Genomic DNA, 18,363 nt, shown 5'->3' with positions numbered 1-18,363 from the left:
CATACGCCACCCAGATTAACGCAAATGGAAACAGGATGTGGCTTAAAAATAAAACGGGCGGCCTGAGCCGCCCGTGAGGAGCACGAAGGGTTTAAATCGCCCAACCGCCCGCGTAGAACGCCACCAGCGCCACGGCGATAATCACCGTACCGAGGTTCAGCTTGCGCCACTCGCCGGAGACCAGACGGCCAATCACCAGGGTAGCAAAACCGATCATGATGCCGGTCACGATGTTACAGGTCAGCACGATAAACACCGCGGTGATCAGGCCAGCCATCGCGTCAACGAAGTCATTGAAATCGATTTTCGCCACGTTGCTCAGCATCAGCAGGCCGACGTACATCAGCGCCGGCGCGGTCGCGTAGGCCGGAACCAGATAAGAGAGCGGAGAGAGGAACAGGATCAGCAGGAACAGGACACCGACCGTCACCGCGGTCAGACCGGTTTTACCGCCGGCCGCGGTACCCGCCGCCGATTCAATATACACCGCCGCCGGCGCCGCCCCGACTAAACCGGAGAAGACGCTGCTCAGGGAGTCGGTGGTCAACGCTTTACCGCCGTTGATGATCTGCCCGTCTTTGTCCAGCAGGTTCGCCTGGCCGGCCACCGCGCGGATAGTACCGGTGGCGTCAAACACCGCCGTCATCACCAGCGCCAGCACGCTTGGCAGCACAACCGGGTTCAGCGCGCCGACGATGTCGAGGCTGCCAATCAGCGAGTTGCCTTTATCATCACTCAGGGATGGCATGGCGAAAATACCGGAGAAATGGACGTTCGGATCGAAAATAAGCCCCACAATCGACACGCCAATAATGGTCAGCAGAATGCCGCCCGGCACCTTCATTTTTTCCAGACCAATGATCACCGCAAGGCCAATCAGCGACATCACTACCGGGAAGCTGTCAAATTTGCCCAGCGCCACCGGCAGACCGTCCAGCGGGTTTTTGATCACCAGGCCAACGCCGTTGGCGGCAATCAGCAGCAGAAACAGGCCAATCCCGATCCCGGTACCGTGCGCCACGCCCTGCGGCAGGTTGCGCAAGATCCAGCTGCGGATGCCGGTCGCCGAGATCACCGTAAACAGGACACCCATCAGGAATACCGCGCCGAGGGCCACCGGAATACTGATCTGCTGCCCCAGCACCAGGCTGAAGGCGGTAAAGGCAGTCAACGAAATGGCGCAGCCGATAGCCATCGGCAGATTTGCCCATAACCCCATCACCAGCGAGCCAACGCCCGCCACCAGACAGGTCGAGACAAACACCGCGGCCGGCGGGAAGCCCGCTTTACCGAGCATGCCCGGCACCACGATGACGGAGTAAACCATCGCCAGAAAGGTAGTAAGACCTGCAACAATCTCCTGACGCACGGTGCTACCGCGCGCCGAAATTTTAAACCAGGCGTCTAATGAACCGCCGGTACGCGCTGAAGGCGTAGACATAGAAAACTTCCCCTGAAAATTTTTATTGTTCGTTGATATGCGTGGTGGACCCTCCACTGCCAGTTAAACGCGATCTCCTTGTACCGAATCGCAGCGCCAGGGGGGCTGCAAAAAAGCAAACGTTTAACTCCGCGCATACACTACGGTGTGTCAACCTTATCTCCTCCCTCTGGATAGCAGAAAAAAGAGGGAGCAAAACAGAAAGGCAAACGATTATCCGGCCTTTAGATAACCCTTTTCAACCGATGTTTATCGTATTTCGCTAAATTTCGCTTATGACGAGCAGAAAATAACCAGACGATGCGCAAACGTTATCGTCTATGCGCAATCCGCTAACAAATTTTTAGTGAGTTGCTTTCATTTATCAGCGTCATCGGATCCGCTGATACCTCAGGCGCCAGGTAAGGAAAAGGGGCCGCCGCGCTCGATGGCCCGCTGCCAGGCCGGGCGCTGCTCCACCCGCTGTCGCCAGGCCTCGATATGGACAAGGTCATGCACGCCACCGCGCGCCAACAGCGCCATCACCGGGAAGCTCATCTGGATATCGGCCATACTCAGTCGCTCGCCGGCAAACCATGGCCGCGTGGAAAGATGGTCGTCAATAAACCGCGTATGGGTGGCCAGCTGGGGATCCAGCCACGCTTTTTGAATGCCCTTGCCCAGCAGGGCGCCCAGCGAGCGGACGCCAAAGGGCACAGGGGGTTTACCCAGGCTGGCGAACACCAGCTTCATTAACAGCAGCGGCATCAGCGAGCCTTCGGCATAGTGCAGCCAGAAGCGGTACTGCAGTTTGTCCTCTATCGCCTGCGGCTTCAGCAGCCCGCCGCTGTCCCAGGTCTCCTGCAAATACTCGAGAATGGCCCCGGACTCCGCCAGCACATAGCCGTTGTCTTCCAGCACCGGCGATTTCCCCAACGGATGGATTTTCTTCAGCGCCGCCGGCGCCAGCATCGACTTTTCCCGCTGATAGCGGACTATCTGATAAGGCAGCTGCAGCTCTTCCAGTGCCCACAGTACGCGTTGCGATCGTGATTGATTAAGATGGTGTACTGTCAGCATGGGCCTCTCCCGTGGTTTGTTCGAATTAACTATAGGAACTGGCGCTCATTGCCGGGAAAATTTCGGCAAAATAGTGAGGAAAAAATGGCGGCAGATGCCATAGTTAAAGTGTCGACGCAAACCGGAACCTCCATCAACAGATTGCGCAATACTGAGGGACGTCGATGTCGGGGGAAACCCTCTCGTGAACCAGCGAGATAATGCGAAAGACAAAGACCGGAAAACAACTAAAGCGCCCAGTTGTGGCGCTTTAGTTTTATTACTCCTCTTCCAGCAGCCGGGCGCCGGTCCCCTCTTCCCCCAGCTTATCGCCTGGGTTGCGCAGCGGGCAGTCGCGCCGTGATAAACAGCCGCAACCGATGCAGCCGTCGAGCTGGTCGCGTAGCGCCGTCAGGGTATGAATACGCCGGTCCAGCTCCTCACGCCACTGCGATGACAGCATCTTCCACTCTTTTGCGCTCAGATTATGCCCTTCCGGCAGTACGCCAAACGCGTCGCCGATGGTCGCCAGCGGGATGCCGATGCGTTGCGCAATTTTGATTATCGCCACCGCGCGCAGGACATCGCGCCGGTAGCGCCGCTGGTTGCCGGCATTCCGCTGGCTGTGGATCAAGCCTTTACTCTCATAAAAATGAAGGGCCGAGACCGCCACGCCGGTTCGTTTTGCCACTTCCCCGGGCGTCAGCAGCATTTTGATGCGGGGTGATTTCTTTTCCATAAAGCGCTTTACCTCAAGTTAACTTGAGGAATTATACTCGCCCGCAGACAAAACGACGAATCGAGAATTGAGAGAGGCCGCTTTATGTCCCATCAGGATATTATTCAAACATTGATTGAATGGATTGATGAACATATCGATCAACCACTTAACATTGATATAGTCGCCAGAAAGTCAGGATACTCGAAATGGTATCTGCAGCGGATGTTCCGTACCGTAATGCATCAGACGCTGGGTGATTATATTCGTCAGCGCCGCCTGCTGCTGGCGGCGGAAGCGTTGCGAACCACTCAGCGACCTATCTTTGATATCGCGATGGATCTGGGCTACGTCTCGCAGCAAACCTTCTCCCGGGTGTTCCGCCGCGAGTTCGACCGCACTCCCAGCGACTACCGCCATCAGATCTCCGCGTGACGCGGCGGCTGAGGCCTGCTTATAGGCGTGGGAGCATTCGCTAACCACTGCATAAACTCCCGCGCCGGCATGGCTTTCGCAAACAGCCAGCCCTGACAAAATTGCACGCCGCGCTTGTAGAGCCAGCTTACCTGCTCCGGGGTCTCCACCCCTTCCGCGATAGTTTTTAAACGCAGCCCGCGCGCCATCTCGATGATGTGCTCAGCGATCAGATGGCTGGTGTTGTTGGTGGTCAGCGTATCAACGAAGGTTTTATCGATTTTGAGGATATCGACGTTCAGCGCGTGCAGATTATGCAGATTCGAGTAGCCGGTACCGAAATCATCGATCGCAATCTCATAGCCTGCTTCGCGGAACGCCTGGATCACCGGCGTCGTTTTCGCCACGTCGATAAACCCGCGTTCGGTCACTTCGATTTTGATCTGCCCAATGCAGACCGCATAGCTGTGCGCTTTCTCGCTGATCTGGGAAATAAGCCGCGCCGAGTGGAAATCGGACGCAGAGAGATTGATCGCCACATACAGCTGCGGATGGCTGGCAAGAAACTCACCCATTTCATAAAACAGCTCGTCCACCACGTAGTCCGTGATCTGGGCAATCATGCCTTCATTTTCCGCCAGCGGAATAAACTCCGCCGGATTCATCACCGGGCCGTCAAACCCCGGCCAGCGCAGTAGCGCTTCCGCCCCAACGCAGCGGTTATTTTTAATATCAATAATCGGCTGGTAGTGCAGCCGCAGCTGGCGGCAGCTCAGAGCCCGCTGCAGCATATTGCGCGGCGAATGATACTGCCGACGGGTTCGTGTCCACACCAGCACCAGTAAAATACTGCAAATCAGCCCCAGCGGCAGGGTCAGGCTCGCCTGGTCACAGAAGTTGTGGTAGTAGCTGGCCCGTGAGGTGGACATGATGACCGCGATCGGCCGGATAGCAGAGCGGGCTATCGTATACACCCGACCATTCTGATTAAAAAAAGCATCGCCTTCGCGAATTAACGCCTGGAGTTCGGCGGGTTCGACATTATCACTCAGCGAGAAAAAGAGGTGAGTTTTGGTATCGAAAACGCCATAGGCTAAATCGCGGTCGCTGGCAATCACCGAGCTGAACGAGTAGGGGTTGACCACCACTACATAGGGCCCCTTCTGCATATAATTCATGGCAAAGCCCGGGTAAAACGGCGTATCCCGGTAGTAGTAAATCGCCACATCCGGCTTTTTAGTATAATTCGCCGCCGGCATCCGCCAGCCGGTCGCGGGATGGACAGACGTTGAACAGATAAAGCGCTGGCCCTGAGCGTAGATCATATCTTCCACATACAGCAGACCGCGAACAATATGCAGTAAATAACGCTGGTGCTCCGCTGAGCACAGTTCCCCGCGATACTGGCTAGCTTTCGCCCGAGCCTGATCCGCTTCCCGGATAACCATTTCCGTTTTTTGCAGCGCCAGCTGCGAAAATGAGTGTAATTGATCAATAGTTTCGGCTTTGGCCCGCAGCTGGGCAAACCACAATGCCAACACCACCGGCAATAAAATAACGACACCGATCCCGACGAGTCTGAGCGCCTTATGCGGCGCACTGTCACCCATTTACGCTTTCATCCATGCGATATGCCTTAATTAAGGTAGCCCGAACACGTTAGCAATCGCGACTGCGATAGACACCCGGAGTAAGTGGCAGGCCCTTCACAGGCGCCATCATTCCAGCGGGTAGTGTTGAATAATACTTATTTATCAGGTATTCGAAAGATATTCTCGTCAGATTAAGAATAGACGTGCATCTGACTCGGTTTCTCCGTGTAATAAACAAGAACAGGTAATAAAACCCGCAGAATAATAATCATTAGCCGCAGAATGAAAATAATTAATGACCATCGCTCACCCATATCCACATAAATATCAGGCTTATTAAGCGCGGCGAAAGCTCATTTTTTGACTGGTGAATAAAGCGCCAAGTGTGATATAGTTCACACAAGTTGATGAAACAGGAATGACGTTTCATCACTCTCTAGTTTGCCAGTCGAGACCAGAGCGCTATGCCATCGTCAGTCGCGCCAGGTCATCTACGGCTCCCCGACTTTCTTTGAGGATAGGTTAATGGCCATTACTACCAGTGTCGTTTTGTTGCGCTGGCCCCTGGTGAGCGCGGTACTGATGTTTCTCGCCAGCTCGTTGAATATCCAGCTACGGAAAAGCGATTATGCCGGTCTGGCAGTGATCTGCAGCTGCCTCGGCCTTGCCGCCGCCTGCTGGTTCGCCACCGGTTTGCTGGGGATCACCCTGATCGATATCGCAAAAATCTGGGGTAATATCAAAGATGTGATGATTGAGGTCATGAGTCAGACGCCGCCAGAATGGCCAATGATGATGACCTGATGTTAAAAAGCTTCCCACCGGGAAGCTTTTTTGTTTTCTACCGTCCTTATTTCCCCAGTTTCGCCATCATCTCCGGACGCATAAATTTATGGATCACCACCATAAAGAGCAGCGATGGCACCAGCAAAATCAGCGCCGTAATCGACGAGACCTGATAGTTACCCGACATGCTGGCGTTATAGAGCAGTAGCGGCAGCGTGGTGATATCCGGCGCACCGACAAAGAAGGTGCCGGTAAATTCATCCAGCGATTCCAGAAAAACGAAGATGCTGGCGGCAACGATCCCCGGCGCCGCCTGCGGCAGCACAATGTGCCAGAAGGTATACACCGGTCCGGCGCCAAGGTTACGCGACGCCCGCGCCAGCAGCGGGTCGATGGATGAGAAGGCGGCCACACAGATCCACACCGAATACATCAGGCCGTGGACGCTATGCACCAGCACCACCCCCGCGATACTGCCGTTCAATCCCCACTGATAAAACAATCGGGCAACATTCATGTATACCGTCAGGTTGGGAAAGGCCTGCGGGGTGAGAAACAGCAGCATAAACAGCACCCGCAGCGGCATTTTCCGCCGGGAAAGTGCATAGCCGGCGGGTACGGAAATCAGTAAACAGACCCCCACCGACAACAGGGCGATCAACACGCTGGTTAACAGCGAACCGGACACATCGCTGTATGGGTTGAAAACCTGATACCAGTACTTCAGCCCCCACTGACTGGGCAGCGAATGGGGAAAATACCAGCTTTCCGCTACGGTCCAGATCAACAGGTTCAGCAGCGGGCCAAACATCGCCAGCAGCATAAACAGCAGCAGCAGGGTCTGCAGCGCCAGGCTGGCGCGCACTTTACGGCGCCCTTTCATCCACCATGACGGGGATGAGGCGAGGGTCAGCGCTTTCATGATTCCCCTCCTTTTTGCTGCAGGCTGTGGCGCAGGTAAAACCACGACAGCGCGCCGCAGATCGCCAGCGACACCACGCCAAGCGCATTCGCCACTGCGTAATCGCCATAGGAATTCACGCGAAACGCCATATCCACCGTCAGCATCGTCGGCGTCCCTACGCCGATCATCAACGGTACCGACAGCACCGACATCATGGTCACCGTCGACAGCACCAGCGCCACGCCGATGGTCGGCAGAACCTGCGGCAGCATAATATCGAACAGGATCCGCGGCCGGGAGGCGCCAAGGTTACGCGCAGCAAGGATCTGCGACGACTCCAGCGCCGCCATCGCCCCGCAGATCAGCAGCGTGGCAAAGGCCAGTTGCTTCCAGACAAAGGTGATCACTATCCCTTTCCATCCCAGCCAGGAGAGCGTCTCCAGCGGCGTGACCAGGTCAGCCGCCACCAGCGCATTGTTCATCAGGCCATTTTTGGCGAGAAAAGTGCGCATCATCTGGGCGACGACAATAAACGGAATAAACAGCGGTAAGCGATACAAAAAACCCAGCAGACGAACAACGGGTCGGCACGGTGACAGCGCAATCACTGCCGACAGGGTAATGGCGATCAGCGCTAACAGCGCCACTGAGACCAGTACGATAATCAGCGAAAAGAGCACATCACTGGCGTAAAGCGCATAGACCTTGCGGAAGTGATCGAGCGTGAACGGCTGTCCCGGCGCGGTAAACGCCGAGACCAGCGAAAAACCCAGCGGATACAAAAACAGGATCGCGATCATCAGCGCCGCCGGAGCAACCAGCAGCAGATATTTTAATGAACTGGACATAATGCACCTGGCGTCAGCACAAGAAAGCGCCCGGGCCGACAACCCGGGCGGGAGAAGGCGTTAGTTGGCCACCTGGCTTTCGTAACCCTCTTTGATGTCGTCAAAATAGGGAGCGATCGGGAAGCTTTTGCCATACTTTGCCAGCGCTTCCGGCGAGATTTCGGCAAACAGCTTTTGCCAGGTCGCCGTATCCAGCTTCGGCTTCACCTGCCCGGCGTCGATGCCCGGATACCAGTTAAACTGCTTAACGATCCCCTGCGCCTGCACTTCCGGACTGGTGGCCAGCGTGATAAAGTCGCGCGCCAGCTGCGGATTCGCCGCCTTCGCCGGGATGACGTAATACATCGGCTGACCCGGCATACCCGGCGCCAGTAAAGCAAGCTTGATCGAGGGCGGCAGCTTGCCCTGATCTTTCCAGCTATAGAACATATCGACCCACACCGGGCCCATGGCGATTTCCCCCCGGCTCAGCATGTCGAGCGTCCCGGCGTTGCCCGGAGTGAAAGTCACATTTTTATTGAATGCCTTCAGCTTTTCATAGGCTTGCTGCCAGCCTTTTTCGACGCTTTTATCATAGGGCCCGGCGGAGAGACGCTGGGCGTCGGTCCCGTAGGCGTAGATCCAGCCCACCACAAAGCTGACGCCGGACATGCCGTTTTTGATGCCGTTATAGCCAAAAGCCTGCGGATGTTTCTGCGTCCAGGCCACCAGCTCGTCATACGACGCCGGTGGGGTACTGACCAGATCGCTGTTCCAGGCGATAGCGGTCTGGCTTAAGAACATCGGCATGACGTATCCGTCGACGTTAACGCCCAGCGCCTGAGTGGCGCTCGGCGAACTCACCATGCCGCCGGTCTGAATATCCTGACGGTATTTTTGCAGTAATCCCTTTTCCACCTGCTCACCGCCCGCCTTCTGGTGCACCACCGCGACGTCGATATCCCACTGCTGCGCGCCGCTCTCCTGCTGGGCCGTCAGCTTCTCGCTGATTTTATTCGACCCGGCGTCGCCGGGGCCGGTACCGATCACCCGCACCTTGACGCCGGGATGAGCGGCTTCAAATTTTGGCCCCAGCCAGGTTTTTACATAATCCACCATATTCTGATCGCCCGCGGTGGCGACGTTAAGAATGGTGTCGGCCTGTGCGCCAACGCTCAGGAAGAGGGTCGTTACGATCGCTGCTTTCGTCTTAGTCAACATGGATTGTCCCCAGAATGAACACGCTGATATCACTGTGATAGTGGTAAAGGAAAAATATGCAGAGCCGGCGTTGGCACATGGAGTCGGACGCGGCTTCTCGTCGGCCAGCATTGCGCGGCATCGGCCAGCAGTAGGCGGTCATGGCAGCGCACGCTGTGGCGATACAGATTGCCCAGAAACGCGCTTTGCTCCACCACGCCCTCCAGAGCAAGTCCCTCCTGCGGCGCAGGCTGCGTTAATTCACCGAGCGCGGCATCGGCGCTGCGAAAATAAATAACTTTTTCACCCTGCTGAGCGGCGGATAAACCGGATATTGCGGCAGCGGATAATTCACCGGAGGTTATTTTATTATCGGCGCCCATAAAATCAGCGACGAAGGGCGTCGCGGGATGTTGATATATTTGTTCCGGGGTGCCAGTTTGCTCAATACGCCCCTGATTTAATACCGCAATGCGGTCCGCCATCACTAAGGCTTCCTGCTGATCGTGGGTGACAATTAATGACGTGAAACCCAATCTCTTTTGCAGAGATTTAATTTCATGGCGCACATTCAGGCGCACTTTGGCATCCAGATTAGATAACGGCTCATCCAGCACCAGCACCTGGGGCTCTATGGCCAGGGCTCTCGCCAGCGCCACCCGCTGCCGCTGACCGCCCGACAGTTCGGTCACTTTCACCTCGCCAAGCCCTTCGAGATTGACTATTCGCAGCAGCTCCGCCACACGCCGCGCGATATCCGCCCCGCGCCACTTGCGCAGCTTCAGGCCATAGCCGATATTGCGCGCTACCGTCAGGTGCGGCCACAGGGCGTAGCTTTGAAACACCATGGTGATATTGCGCTGCTCCGGCGCAAGATGGGTGATCGTTCGACTGGCAATAGCCATCTCGCCGCTTTGCACCGGAATAAAGCCGCAGAGCGCGTTCAGCAGCGTGGTTTTTCCGCATCCCGATGGGCCCAGCAGGGCAATCATTTCCCCTTGCTCGACCGCCAGATCAATATTATGTAAAACCACGTTATCGCCATAACTAATTTTAAGGCCGGTGATCTGTAAATAACTCATATTCGCTACCTGAAAGCGCTGCTGCGGCATTTTTTTAGCAAGGTGAACACGTGTTCATTTGGCTGTAAAAAAAATGCAACGTTAACTCGACATGATGTGAGCCTACTTTGTCGGGTATTTATGACAATTTAATTAAGCGGCAAAAAATTTTGGCGAGGGTCAATGAAAATAGATGTGCTTGGCTGCGGGAGCGCCTTTTCCTGCACGCAAAATACCTCCGCGCTGCGGGTGATCGACGCGGACAACAAACAGTGGTTAATCGACTGCGGCCCCACCGTTCCCCGCGCACTCTGGCAGCGCGGCGGTGGGGTCAATGATATTGACGCAATCTACTTCACCCACGTCCATCCGGATCACTGTACCGGTCTGACGGCGCTGCTGAATTACTGGAAAAGTGGCTCCCGTCAGAAGCCGCTGATTATCTACTGCCAGCCAGCGCAGCAGCCGGTGCTCATGCAGCTGGCCGCGCTGGCGAACTGGCCTCAGGCGGACCCTGGTTTCACCATCGACTGGCAGGAATGCCGCGAAGCCTGGACGTGGCAGGACTGGCAGATCCGCACCGCCGCCACCCAGCATGAGCTGAGTAATCGCGCCATCCGCATCACCATTGCCGGGCAGACGCTGTTTTACAGCGGCGATGGCCGGCCAACCGCCGACTCGATAGCCCTGATGGCCGGCGCCGGGCTGGCGTTTCAGGAATGTGCCTCAGTGGCGGCCCTTGACGACGATGCTTCTCATGGCGATTTCCCCTCCTGCCTGATGCTGTTCAGAACGCTGCAGCTCCCGGCGCTGGGGCTCTATCACTGCGAGGACGCCGCCCTGTCGGCGCTGAAGCAAGCCTGTCAGCCGTGGCAGGGATTATTCGTGTCGCAGGATGGGGACCACTTTACGCTGCCGCGTCCCGCATTCGCCGATGAGGCGCATGCCCTATGAGCCCACGTAAACCCAGCGTCACCGCCCAGGACGTTGCCAGACTGGCCGGCGTCTCCCGGGCGGTGGTGTCACGCGCGCTGAGCAGCAACGGTAGCATCTCTCCCGACGCCCGGGCGCGGGTACTGCGCGCCGCCGAAGAGCTGGGGTACCAGGTTAACTTCCTTGCCCAGGGGCTCAATCGCCAGCGCAGCCACTTAATCGGCGTGGTCGTCTCGCGCATCAGCGATCCTTTTCGCAGCGCTCTGCTTGATGCGCTGCTCAACGAGATCCAGCGCCAGGGCTTTCAGGCGCTGGTGAGCGAGATCCACAGCGAGCAGGACCTGGCGCACACCCTGCGCCGTTTCACGCAGTTTCGCGTCTCCGGCGTTATCGTCACCTCCGGCCAGCCGCCGGAGGCGTTGGTGAACGAGTGCGTCCAGCAGCATATCCCGGTAGTGGGCATAAACCGCCAGCCGACGATCCCCGGGGTGGATTACGTCTGCTCTGATAACGTCGCGGGAGCCGAACTGGCGGCCGACCAGCTGCTGCGCAGCGGCTGCCGGCGGTTTGGCTGGCTCAACCACTCTCCTTCCACCTGGGCCGGGCGCATGCGTGGGGAAGCATTCAGCCGGGCACTGCAGGCGCGCGGAGCGGACGTCGAACGCGATCTGGCGATCCTCACCTGCCCGGAAGAGGGCTATACGGGCGGGTTTCAGGCCGCAGCGCTCGCCGACGAGGCGCTGGAGGGGATCTTCTGCGCCAACGCCCAGCTTGCCTGCGGCTTTCTCGATGGAATGCGCCAGCGCGGCAAACAGGCGCCTGAGGATTACCAGCTAATTGGTTTTGATAACACGCCGCCGACCGCGCAATATAGCTACCAGCTCACCACGCTACATCAGGATGTGGCGGCGATCTCCCGCCAGGCGCTCGCCCGGCTGCAGGAGCGCACCGTCGACCCTTTACAACCTTCACGCACCACCTGGGTGGAGGTGACGTTAATTCACCGGCGCACGTCGCCCTTTGTTATCTGAGAGCAGGACCATGACGGAAGCACAACGAGAGTCATTATGCGCCTTGATTCGCCAGGCAGGCGCCCACGCCCAGGCGCTGCGCGATGCGGGATTGCAGGTCGATAAAAAATCGCGCCAGGACTTTGTGTCGCAAGCGGATCTCGCGGTAGAACAGGAGATTAAAGGGTGGCTGAAGGCGCACTTTCCGCAGGAGGGTTTCCTCGGTGAAGAGAGCGGTTTCGAAGGCGATGAGCACACCGTCTGGGTGCTTGACCCCGTGGATGGCACCACCAACTTTATCCTTGGCATGGATTACTGGTGTATCTCACTGGCGAGAGTGTGCCAGGGCGAACTCTCGCTCGGCATCATCTACGCCCCCGATCGCAATGAGTTTTTCTTCGCCGGCCGCGGCGAAGGGGCATTTCTCAACGGTCGTCGCCTGACGCTGCGCGAGCCGGATCCCGACGCGGTGGTGATCGGCATGGGGCGCTCAAGCCGCGCCCCGGCCAGCGACTATGCCCGGGCCATCGACACGCTGCTCGACGCCGGCCTGGAGTATCGCCGTTTTGGCGCGGGCGCCCTGATGCTGGCGCATGTCGCTGCCGGTCAGATCCATGGCTATTTTGAAGCGCATATGAACAGCTGGGACGCGCTGGCGGGGATGCTGTTGATTGAGGAGGCGGGGGGAACGTGCAATGCATTTCTCGCCAATGAAGGGCTGCGGCAAGGCAACCTCGTCCTCGCCGGCTGCGCAAGCGTCCAGCCACGAATGGCCGCCCTGCTGGTCAAATAACATCGCGCCGCCGGTAGCCGACCGGCGGCGTTCTCGGGCTAACGCCAGGGTTCACCGCGGGGAATATTATTCGGGCAGCGCTTAATCGCGCAAAAGGACTGGAAAAAACAGGAGTCAGACCGCTTGCCGCCAGCCTGATACGGGCATGATGGCCGTTCGCGTAATTTCTCCCACTGCGCCTCGTCATACACCGCAATATTGTAGATTTTTAATGAATGATACTGGTCATTAATTAAAACTCTCGAGGAATAGAGCTTCATCGACTCGCCGGGCAGCAGTATCACATCGGCCTCGTACCACATAATAAACTTTAAGAAACGCAGGCTGGATATTGCCGAAAAGGCGATGCCGGATTGTGGGCAGATGAGAGTATTAAGAATAGTCCATTTCATATTCCTTCCTTATAACAGATGTTACAAATTATTAGCTTATATAGTGATAGCATCCATTATTATAAACTGCAAGCACACCTGACAATTATGTGACTTAAGACAATCCCTAACAACATAACCCATTATCGGTAACCTTAATTCTTCATTAAGAGATTAATGATTAGCCTCTATAAAAAAAGAAATAAATTAACCACAGAAAAGAAAATATAATAAAAAATAAGATAATATAAACATAATTGACAAAACGTCTTAGTCCTTGTGGATGAGCTCTCAGTCATGGGTATCAGGCAATGTCGCGCGCAGCGTCGCCAGCGCCTCGACTGGCATGGTCAGCAGGGTAATTAATGCCCGGGCAGCGGCTGACTGGCTTTTATGCGGCGGGTAAAGCACCGAGAAAGGCCGTGAACGTCCGGCGAACGCCGGAAGAACAGGAACCAGCTCCCCGCGCGCGATCGCCTCCTGCACAATAAACGCATAGCTCTGACAGATCCCCGCCCCCTGCAGGGCCAGCGAGACCACCCCGAGCACATCATCGGAAACATGCAGAGATGACGTTGGCAGCCAGCTGATATCCTGGCCATCCTCACGAAATACCCATTCGGCGACTTTTCCCGTTGCCGGCATAATAAATGTCAGGCATGAATGGTGGCGCAAATCGGCTATTTTACTCAGCGGTCTCGCTGTCGAGCGTAAATAGGCCGGCGAGGCCACCAGACATAGCGCCGCATCTTCCAGCTTTTTTGCCACCAGGCCGCTGTCGGGTAAATGTCCCTGGCGCACCACCAGATCGAAGCCCTCAGCGATAATATCGACATTACGGTTGGTAATATTCAGCTCAATCTGTACGTCGGGGTGCAGCTGACGGTACAACGCCAGCCGGGCGGGCAAACGATAGTGTCCCCAGGTGGTGGGAGCGCTCAATTTAACGCGCCCGGATAACGCCCCTTTTTGCCCCTGCGTCTCCCGTTCGGCATTATCCAGCACCTCAAACGCCTGGCGGACCTGACTCAGATAGGCGCTTCCGGCCTCGGTCAGGCTGATCCGCCGGGTGGAGCGACGCAGCAGCTGGCACCCCAGGCGCGCTTCAAGACGGGTGACAGCCCGGCTCAACACCGACGGCGTCGACGACAGCGCCACCGCGCCGGCGGTAAACGACCCGCGCTCGGCCACCGCCAGAAAGACTTCCACATCCGCAAGATAATCAAACCGCCGGGCCATTTGGTTCTCCAGAGAACAAATGATTGTCATTCCAGGCATCTTATCTTCCCGAAGGGATTTAATAAAATCGTTTACCGAGGCTTAACCGGGCTATCTGCCCCTCTTTTTTTACTGCTTTCTGGAGACCATGATGCATCGTTTTTCACTCTTCGTTCTCGGCCTGCTGTCCCTGGGGCAGACCGCACTGGCGGCCGGGCCTGACGCCCCTGCCCATCTGGCGCTATGGCGCAGCTATACCGGGGTCACCTGGCAGCAGCGCGTCGATGCGCATTCCGTCAATGCGCCCATCGCAGGATTGCACTTTGACGCCGCCGGTCGGGCGTTTGTCAGCACCCCACGTCTGATTTCGACCCAGGCGCCCGCCACGCTCAGTCTGCTCGATACCGAGTCCCTGAGCGGCCCGGCACGACTCACTGCCTTTCCGTCCACCGCGGCCAACAGCATCAGCGCCGATCCCCGCACGCACCTGCGCAATGTGCTGGGCTTTTACGTCGATAACCGCAACGGCTGGCTATGGGCGTTAGATCAGGGCTTTGTCGCAGGCGAAAAGACGGCGCCGCCGGGGGCGCAAAAAATCATGATCTATGCGCTCAGCGACGGTCATCTGGTGCAGCGCATTCCACTCGACAGCGTCGCCGACCGGGAAGGAAGCTTCCTCAACGATATTGTGGTCGATGAGGCGCGCCGGGTGGCATATATCGCCGACAGCGGCCTGCGCAGCGCGCCGGACAATCAGGCCGGACTGATCGTCGTGGATGCTAACCGCGGGACGGTCCGCCGGGTACTGAACCAGCACCCGGCGCTGATGCCGGTTGCCGGCCTGCAGGTGGTTTCACATGGGGAAACGGTCTGGCCGGGCAACCCGATTATGCTTGGTATCAACGGTATTGCGCTGTCACCGGACCAGGAAACCCTCTACTGGACGGTCACCACCGGTACCACGGCGCGGACCATCGCCACCGCCGCGCTGCGCGATCCCGCGATGAACGAACGCCAGCTCGCCGCGGCCATCCGTACCGCGGGTGAGGTCGGCGGGAATAGCGATGGGATCGTGGTCGATAAGCATGGCGCACTCTATATCACCGATGTGACCCATAACGGTATTGTCCGTTATCGCCCGCAGAGCGGGCGGTTCACCCTGCTGGCCGCTGACGACCGCGTGTTCTGGCCCGATACGCCGACTATCGGCCCGGATGGCGCGGTAATGTTCACCGCCAGCCATTTAAACCAGCACTTCGCTCAGGCGGTAAAACCGGGAGAAGAGAAATATACCATCTGGAAAGTGGTGCAGCCCTGATCCACACGGCAGGCAGGCCCGTTGGACCTGCCTGCGTTTTATTTAAACTCAATGAGACTGTCGATGATAAATGACAGCCCGCGCGGACGAAATAGCCGCGACCGGACTCAAAATAGAATCAACCACGCGCCCAGCGATATTTTTACTTATCTGCATAGCCAAATAATAATAATCGGCCAAACGATCCATGGCCTGCACTTCCGGTTTTATTCGCGCTATTTCCCTGGCCCTGAGCCCGGCTAACGACAGCCGTTCTGCTAAAATAATCACATCCCCCTGCGGAGTGTTCCTCCATGAACGCCAACTTGCTATCACGCCTGTTTATCACCTGGCTCACCTGCCTCGCGGCGCTGTTATTCGCCCCTCTTCTGCTTGCGGCGGAGGCGGAAAAAGCGCCGCCAGTAGCAACCGAAGACAATACGCTGTCGATCCACATCGACGATATGCTGCAGCCGTGGAAAGGCGATCTGCCCGGCATGACCGACCGGCGCACCATTCGGGTATTAACCACCTACAGTAAAACCTTCTTTTTTATTGATAAAGGCACCCAGCGTGGCGCAACGCACGACATCTTTATGGCGCTGGAAAAAGATCTTAATAAGCAGCTGGCGAAGGATAAAAAGTTCAAACAGCGCCACCTGAAGCTACATATCGTTTTTGTGCCGGTCAGTCGGGATAATCTCTTTACCGCGCTTAATGAAGGTAAAGGCGATATTGCGGCTGCCAATCTGACCATCACGCCCTCGCGGGAAGCCCAGGTCGATTTCGCCCAACCGCTCTACAGCAACGTGAAAGAATTACTGATCTCCGGCCCGGCATCGCCGAAGGTCGACAGCCTGGAGCAGCTCTCTGGTCAAACCGTCTTTGTTCGTCGCTCCTCCAGCTATTACGAGAGTCTGCAGGCGCTGAATGCCCGATTTGCCAGTGAGTCGCGGCCGCCGGTTGTCCTGGAGGCAGCGCCGGAGGCGCTGGAGGATGAAGATCTGCTGGAAATGCTCAACGCCGGGCTGATTCCGCTGAACGTCGTCGATCAACACAAAGCCGTTTTCTGGAAACAGGTGTTTCCGAAAATTCAGGTCCATGACAACGTGGTGCTGCGCGACGGCGGCAACATTGCCTGGGCGGTACGCAAAGACAGCCCGCAGCTGCTGGCAGTGCTAAACAACTTCGTCAAAAAGAATCGTCAGGGCACCACGCTGGGTAATACCCTCCTGCTGCGTTACCTGAAAAATGCCAAATATGTCAAAAATGCCGCCGCGAGTAAGGAACGGCGCAAGTTCCTCGCCATGGTGGAAGTCTTCCGCAAATATGGCGATCGCTACGATGTCGACTGGCTGCTGATGGCGGCCCAGGGGTACCAGGAATCGCGACTGAACCAGTCGGTGCGAAGCCACGTCGGCGCCGTCGGGGTGATGCAGGTGATGCCCAGCACCGGAAAAGAGCTGAAAGTGGGCGATATTAAACAGCTGGATCCCAACATCCATGCTGGCGTGAAATACATGCGCTGGATGATAGATCGCTACTATGCTGATGAGCCCATGACCCGGCTCGATAAGGCGCTGTTTGCCTTTGCCTCCTATAACGCGGGTCCGGCGCGTATCGCCCGCCTGCGCACCATGACCAAACAGCGCGGGTTTGACCCAAACGTCTGGTTCGGTAACGTCGAAAATCTGGCAGCAGAAAAAATTGGCGCCGAGACGGTCACCTACGTCAGTAATATCTATAAGTATTACATCGCCTATCGGCTGATCGTCGATGATATGGCCCGCAAACAGAAAGCGACGGCCGCGCCGCGACAGGAGCCAGCAGAGCCAGTGAAACCGCAGCCCAGCGTGGCGACGCCGGAGACCGCTCAGGCGCCCTCTGCCTGAAACGCTCGTCGCCACAGGTTAAAACCTGTTCTGAGACGGTGGTGCAGAAATGTTGCTGAAAGTGCTGAAAGGATAAAGAAAAAGCCCCGGCGAAACCGGGGCTTTCTGTTTTTTTACTGCGCAGGCAACGCGTTTAAGGCAAGCCTTAGAACGGGATGTCGTCGTCGAAGTCCATCGGCGGTTCGTTAGAAGAAGGCGCTGCCGGGGCCTGCTGCTGCGGACGGGACTGAGCGCCGCCGCTGAACTGGTTGCCGCCCTGCGGCTGCTGAGGCTGACCCCAACCGCCCTGCTGCTGGCCGCCGCCTGCCGGTGCGCCGCCACCCTGACGGCCACCCAGCATCTGCATGGTGCCGCCAACGTTAACCACGACTTCGGTGGTGTATTTCTCCTGACCGGATTGATCGGTCCACTTGCGGGTACGCAGCTGGCCTTCGATATACACCTGCGAACCTTTGCGCAGATACTCGCCAGCGACTTCCGCCAGTTTGCCGAACAGCACAACGCGGTGCCACTCGGTCTGCTCTTTCATTTCGCCGGTCTGCTTGTCACGCCAGGATTCGGAAGTTGCCAGCGTGAAGTTGGCGACAGCGCCGCCACTTGGCATGTAGCGTACTTCCGGGTCCTGCCCCAGATTACCGACGAGAATCACCTTGTTTACGCCTCTGCTGGCCATGTTCGTGTCTCCTGAATACGTTTCTTAATAGTGTAAACGCGCGAGTGTACCATTTCCACGTAGCATTTTGATAGCTGCGAGGCTGATTCCAGAGATAGCACTCGTACAAGACATTGTTGCACACTCCCCCTGAATTTGCATTCCGATACTGTATATTCATTCAGGTTAAATTGTGTCATAATTAGCCGTTTCTGC

18 protein-coding genes are annotated in these 18,363 nt (G+C 57.0%); 7 read left to right on the top strand and 11 right to left on the bottom strand.

Going from position 1 to position 18,363, the window contains the following annotated elements:
• Positions 1 to 91: 91 nt before the first annotated feature.
• The 3 genes from CWM58_RS23485 to soxR all read right to left on the bottom strand — a co-directional run bounded on the left by CWM58_RS23485 (position 92) and on the right by soxR (position 3,218).
• Positions 92 to 1,441: an NCS2 family permease gene (locus tag CWM58_RS23485; RefSeq protein WP_061156104.1), complete on the bottom strand. Its 1,350-nt coding sequence runs from the start codon at positions 1,439 to 1,441 to the stop codon at positions 92 to 94.
• 390 nt (positions 1,442 to 1,831) lie between these two features.
• Positions 1,832 to 2,500: a glutathione S-transferase family protein gene (locus tag CWM58_RS23480; protein ID WP_100681910.1), complete on the bottom strand. Its 669-nt coding sequence runs from the start codon at positions 2,498 to 2,500 to the stop codon at positions 1,832 to 1,834.
• Positions 2,501 to 2,759: 259 nt separating this feature from the next.
• Positions 2,760 to 3,218, bottom strand: a complete 459-nt coding sequence (soxR, locus tag CWM58_RS23470; protein WP_004206331.1) for a redox-sensitive transcriptional activator SoxR — start codon at positions 3,216 to 3,218, stop codon at positions 2,760 to 2,762.
• An 84-nt stretch (positions 3,219 to 3,302) separates the two neighbouring features.
• On the opposite strand from soxR, the gene soxS reads away from it, so the two are divergent.
• The gene (gene soxS / locus CWM58_RS23465) at positions 3,303 to 3,632 is read left to right on the top strand and encodes a superoxide response transcriptional regulator SoxS (RefSeq protein ID WP_004151738.1); all 330 of its coding nucleotides are present in this window, start codon (positions 3,303 to 3,305) and stop codon (positions 3,630 to 3,632) included.
• On the opposite strand, the gene CWM58_RS23460 is transcribed toward soxS, so the two are convergent.
• Complete coding sequence (locus tag CWM58_RS23460; RefSeq protein WP_100681909.1) at positions 3,617 to 5,221, bottom strand: EAL domain-containing protein; 1,605 nt, start codon at positions 5,219 to 5,221, stop codon at positions 3,617 to 3,619. The genes soxS and CWM58_RS23460 overlap by 16 nt on opposite strands.
• Positions 5,222 to 5,728: 507 nt before the next feature.
• Between CWM58_RS23460 and CWM58_RS23455 the strand changes: the two genes are divergently transcribed.
• Entirely contained in the window at positions 5,729 to 6,007 is a 279-nt protein-coding gene (locus tag CWM58_RS23455) for a YjcB family protein (protein WP_100681908.1), read from the top strand.
• 46 nt (positions 6,008 to 6,053) lie between these two features.
• On the opposite strand, the gene CWM58_RS23450 is transcribed toward CWM58_RS23455, so the two are convergent.
• Genes CWM58_RS23450 through CWM58_RS23435 form a run of 4 tightly spaced genes read right to left on the bottom strand, consistent with a single transcriptional unit; the run spans position 6,054 to position 10,002 of the window.
• Positions 6,054 to 6,911, bottom strand: a complete 858-nt coding sequence (locus CWM58_RS23450; RefSeq protein WP_100681907.1) for an ABC transporter permease — start codon at positions 6,909 to 6,911, stop codon at positions 6,054 to 6,056.
• Positions 6,908 to 7,741, bottom strand: coding sequence for an ABC transporter permease (locus CWM58_RS23445; RefSeq protein ID WP_008807277.1), 834 nt, complete (start codon positions 7,739 to 7,741; stop codon positions 6,908 to 6,910). Before CWM58_RS23445 ends, CWM58_RS23450 begins: the two co-directional genes overlap by 4 nt.
• Positions 7,742 to 7,801: 60 nt before the next feature.
• On the bottom strand, positions 7,802 to 8,941 hold the full coding sequence (locus tag CWM58_RS23440) for an extracellular solute-binding protein (protein WP_100681906.1): 1,140 nt from the start codon (positions 8,939 to 8,941) through the stop codon (positions 7,802 to 7,804).
• A 29-nt stretch (positions 8,942 to 8,970) separates the two neighbouring features.
• Positions 8,971 to 10,002: an ABC transporter ATP-binding protein gene (locus tag CWM58_RS23435; RefSeq protein WP_100681947.1), complete on the bottom strand. Its 1,032-nt coding sequence runs from the start codon at positions 10,000 to 10,002 to the stop codon at positions 8,971 to 8,973.
• Positions 10,003 to 10,164: 162 nt separating this feature from the next.
• Between CWM58_RS23435 and CWM58_RS23430 the strand changes: the two genes are divergently transcribed.
• The 3 genes from CWM58_RS23430 to CWM58_RS23420 are packed head-to-tail and all read left to right on the top strand — an operon-like array spanning position 10,165 to position 12,717.
• On the top strand, positions 10,165 to 10,935 hold the full coding sequence (locus CWM58_RS23430; RefSeq protein WP_012543176.1) for an MBL fold metallo-hydrolase: 771 nt from the start codon (positions 10,165 to 10,167) through the stop codon (positions 10,933 to 10,935).
• The gene (locus CWM58_RS23425; RefSeq protein WP_100681905.1) at positions 10,932 to 11,945 is read left to right on the top strand and encodes a LacI family DNA-binding transcriptional regulator; all 1,014 of its coding nucleotides are present in this window, start codon (positions 10,932 to 10,934) and stop codon (positions 11,943 to 11,945) included. Before CWM58_RS23430 ends, CWM58_RS23425 begins: the two co-directional genes overlap by 4 nt.
• A gap of 10 nt (positions 11,946 to 11,955) precedes the next feature.
• Entirely contained in the window at positions 11,956 to 12,717 is a 762-nt protein-coding gene (locus CWM58_RS23420; protein WP_012969157.1) for an inositol monophosphatase family protein, read from the top strand.
• Positions 12,718 to 12,755: 38 nt separating this feature from the next.
• On the opposite strand, the gene iraM is transcribed toward CWM58_RS23420, so the two are convergent.
• Entirely contained in the window at positions 12,756 to 13,109 is a 354-nt protein-coding gene (gene iraM, locus CWM58_RS23415) for an anti-adapter protein IraM (RefSeq protein WP_061156114.1), read from the bottom strand.
• A gap of 270 nt (positions 13,110 to 13,379) precedes the next feature.
• The gene (locus tag CWM58_RS23410) at positions 13,380 to 14,327 is read right to left on the bottom strand and encodes a LysR family transcriptional regulator (RefSeq protein WP_100681904.1); all 948 of its coding nucleotides are present in this window, start codon (positions 14,325 to 14,327) and stop codon (positions 13,380 to 13,382) included.
• Between the two features lie 130 nt (positions 14,328 to 14,457).
• Here CWM58_RS23410 and CWM58_RS23405 point away from each other — a divergent pair, with 130 nt between their 5' ends.
• Together CWM58_RS23405 and CWM58_RS23400 are read left to right on the top strand one after the other, a co-directional pair.
• Positions 14,458 to 15,624 carry an SMP-30/gluconolactonase/LRE family protein gene (locus tag CWM58_RS23405; protein ID WP_100681903.1) on the top strand — a complete coding sequence of 389 codons (1,167 nt, stop codon included), beginning with the start codon at positions 14,458 to 14,460 and terminating at the stop codon, positions 15,622 to 15,624.
• 293 nt (positions 15,625 to 15,917) lie between these two features.
• Complete coding sequence (locus tag CWM58_RS23400; protein ID WP_100681902.1) at positions 15,918 to 17,495, top strand: lytic transglycosylase F; 1,578 nt, start codon at positions 15,918 to 15,920, stop codon at positions 17,493 to 17,495.
• A gap of 145 nt (positions 17,496 to 17,640) precedes the next feature.
• On the opposite strand, the gene ssb1 is transcribed toward CWM58_RS23400, so the two are convergent.
• A complete protein-coding gene (gene ssb1, locus CWM58_RS23395; protein ID WP_008807292.1) occupies positions 17,641 to 18,168 on the bottom strand; it encodes a single-stranded DNA-binding protein SSB1 in 528 nt (175 codons plus the stop codon).
• Between the last annotated feature and the right edge of the window lie 195 nt (positions 18,169 to 18,363).

The sequence above is a fragment of the Klebsiella sp. H-Nf2 genome (assembly GCF_002806645.1).
Taxonomy (GTDB): domain Bacteria; phylum Pseudomonadota; class Gammaproteobacteria; order Enterobacterales; family Enterobacteriaceae; genus Klebsiella; species Klebsiella variicola.
The sequence above is the reverse complement of the archived record's forward strand: the minus strand, read 5'-3'. Positions and strand labels throughout refer to the sequence as shown.

Coding starts and splice junctions, on each gene's coding strand:
- CWM58_RS23485 (WP_061156104.1), bottom strand. CDS start 1,441: ATGTCTACGCCTTCAGCGCGTACCGGCGGTTCATTAGACGCCTGGTTT.
- CWM58_RS23480 (WP_100681910.1), bottom strand. CDS start 2,500: ATGCTGACAGTACACCATCTTAATCAATCACGATCGCAACGCGTACTG.
- soxR (WP_004206331.1), bottom strand. CDS start 3,218: ATGGAAAAGAAATCACCCCGCATCAAAATGCTGCTGACGCCCGGGGAA.
- soxS (WP_004151738.1), top strand. CDS start 3,303: ATGTCCCATCAGGATATTATTCAAACATTGATTGAATGGATTGATGAA.
- CWM58_RS23460 (WP_100681909.1), bottom strand. CDS start 5,221: ATGGGTGACAGTGCGCCGCATAAGGCGCTCAGACTCGTCGGGATCGGT.
- CWM58_RS23455 (WP_100681908.1), top strand. CDS start 5,729: ATGGCCATTACTACCAGTGTCGTTTTGTTGCGCTGGCCCCTGGTGAGC.
- CWM58_RS23450 (WP_100681907.1), bottom strand. CDS start 6,911: ATGAAAGCGCTGACCCTCGCCTCATCCCCGTCATGGTGGATGAAAGGG.
- CWM58_RS23445 (WP_008807277.1), bottom strand. CDS start 7,741: ATGTCCAGTTCATTAAAATATCTGCTGCTGGTTGCTCCGGCGGCGCTG.
- CWM58_RS23440 (WP_100681906.1), bottom strand. CDS start 8,941: ATGTTGACTAAGACGAAAGCAGCGATCGTAACGACCCTCTTCCTGAGC.
- CWM58_RS23435 (WP_100681947.1), bottom strand. CDS start 10,002: ATGAGTTATTTACAGATCACCGGCCTTAAAATTAGTTATGGCGATAAC.
- CWM58_RS23430 (WP_012543176.1), top strand. CDS start 10,165: ATGAAAATAGATGTGCTTGGCTGCGGGAGCGCCTTTTCCTGCACGCAA.
- CWM58_RS23425 (WP_100681905.1), top strand. CDS start 10,932: ATGAGCCCACGTAAACCCAGCGTCACCGCCCAGGACGTTGCCAGACTG.
- CWM58_RS23420 (WP_012969157.1), top strand. CDS start 11,956: ATGACGGAAGCACAACGAGAGTCATTATGCGCCTTGATTCGCCAGGCA.
- iraM (WP_061156114.1), bottom strand. CDS start 13,109: ATGAAATGGACTATTCTTAATACTCTCATCTGCCCACAATCCGGCATC.
- CWM58_RS23410 (WP_100681904.1), bottom strand. CDS start 14,327: ATGGCCCGGCGGTTTGATTATCTTGCGGATGTGGAAGTCTTTCTGGCG.
- CWM58_RS23405 (WP_100681903.1), top strand. CDS start 14,458: ATGCATCGTTTTTCACTCTTCGTTCTCGGCCTGCTGTCCCTGGGGCAG.
- CWM58_RS23400 (WP_100681902.1), top strand. CDS start 15,918: ATGAACGCCAACTTGCTATCACGCCTGTTTATCACCTGGCTCACCTGC.
- ssb1 (WP_008807292.1), bottom strand. CDS start 18,168: ATGGCCAGCAGAGGCGTAAACAAGGTGATTCTCGTCGGTAATCTGGGG.